Below are 1182 nucleotides of genomic sequence, written 5' to 3'. Positions count from 1 at the left end.
TACCAGCGTACGGCCCACAGAATGATGTCACGCTGAAAATGCCGGCCTTTGAATGGGTTCATGTGCAGCTCCATCAGCAAAAGGGGATGATAAGTTTATCACCACCGACTATTTGCAACAGTGCCGATAAAAATATATCATCATGAACAATAAAACTGTCTGCTTACATAAACAGTAATACAAGGGGTGTTATGAGCCATATTCAACGGGAAACGTCTTGCTCGAGGCCGCGATTAAATTCCAACCTGGATGCTGATTTATATGGGTATAGATGGGCTCGCGATAATGTCGGGCAATCAGGTGCGACAATCTATCGATTGTATGGGAAGCCCAATGCGCCAGAGTTGTTTCTGAAACATGGCAAAGGTAGCGTTGCCAATGATGTTACAGATGAGATGGTCAGACTAAACTGGCTGACGGCATTTATGCCTCTTCCGACCATCAAGCATTTTATCCGTACTCCTGATGATGCATGGTTACTCACCACTGCGATCCCCGGGAAAACAGCATTCCAGGTATTAGAAGAATATCCTGATTCAGGTGAAAATATTGTTGATGCGCTGGCAGTGTTCCTGCGCCGGTTGCATTCGATTCCTGTTTGTAATTGTCCTTTTAACAGCGATCGCGTATTTCGTCTCGCTCAGGCGCAATCACGAATGAATAACGGTTTGGTTGATGCTAGTGATTTTGATGACGAGCGTAATGGCTGGCCTGTTGAACAAGTCTGGAAAGAAATGCATAAGCTTTTGCCATTCTCACCGGATTCAGTCGTCACTCATGGTGATTTCTCACTTGATAACCTTATTTTTGACGAGGGGAAATTAATAGGTTGTATTGATGTTGGACGAGTCGGAATCGCAGACCGATACCAGGATCTTGCCATCCTATGGAACTGCCTCGGTGAGTTTTCTCCTTCATTACAGAAACGGCTTTTTCAAAAATATGGTATTGATAATCCTGATATGAATAAATTGCAGTTTCATTTGATGCTCGATGAGTTTTTCTGATAGTTAGTCTTTGTAGAGACACAAACCTGAAATTCCGGACACCGCGCTTGGCACTGTTGCAAATAGTCGGTGGTGATAAACTTATCATCCCCTTTTGCTGATGGAGCTGCACATGAACCCATTCAAAGGCCGGCATTTTCAGCGTGACATCATTCTGTGGGCCGTACGCTGGTAC

Annotated in this window: 1 protein-coding gene; it reads left to right on the top strand. The window is 44.5% G+C overall.

The genetic code is table 11. The features are described 5' to 3' along the window. Positions 1–191 precede the first annotated feature (191 nt). On the top strand, positions 192–1007 hold the full coding sequence (locus FTV41_RS14900) for an aminoglycoside O-phosphotransferase APH(3')-Ia (RefSeq protein WP_000018326.1): 816 nt from the start codon (positions 192–194) through the stop codon (positions 1005–1007). Positions 1008–1182 lie beyond the last annotated feature (175 nt).

The organism is Acinetobacter sp. YH16051, from assembly GCF_013417135.1.
Classification (GTDB): domain Bacteria; phylum Pseudomonadota; class Gammaproteobacteria; order Pseudomonadales; family Moraxellaceae; genus Acinetobacter; species Acinetobacter towneri.
Note: the sequence above shows the minus strand (reverse complement) of the source record. Positions and strands in the feature narration are given on the sequence as shown.

What these genes read in the sequence shown, in the direction of transcription:
- FTV41_RS14900 (WP_000018326.1), top strand. Translation starts at nt 192, where the DNA reads ATGAGCCATATTCAACGGGAAACGTCTTGCTCGAGGCCGCGATTAAAT.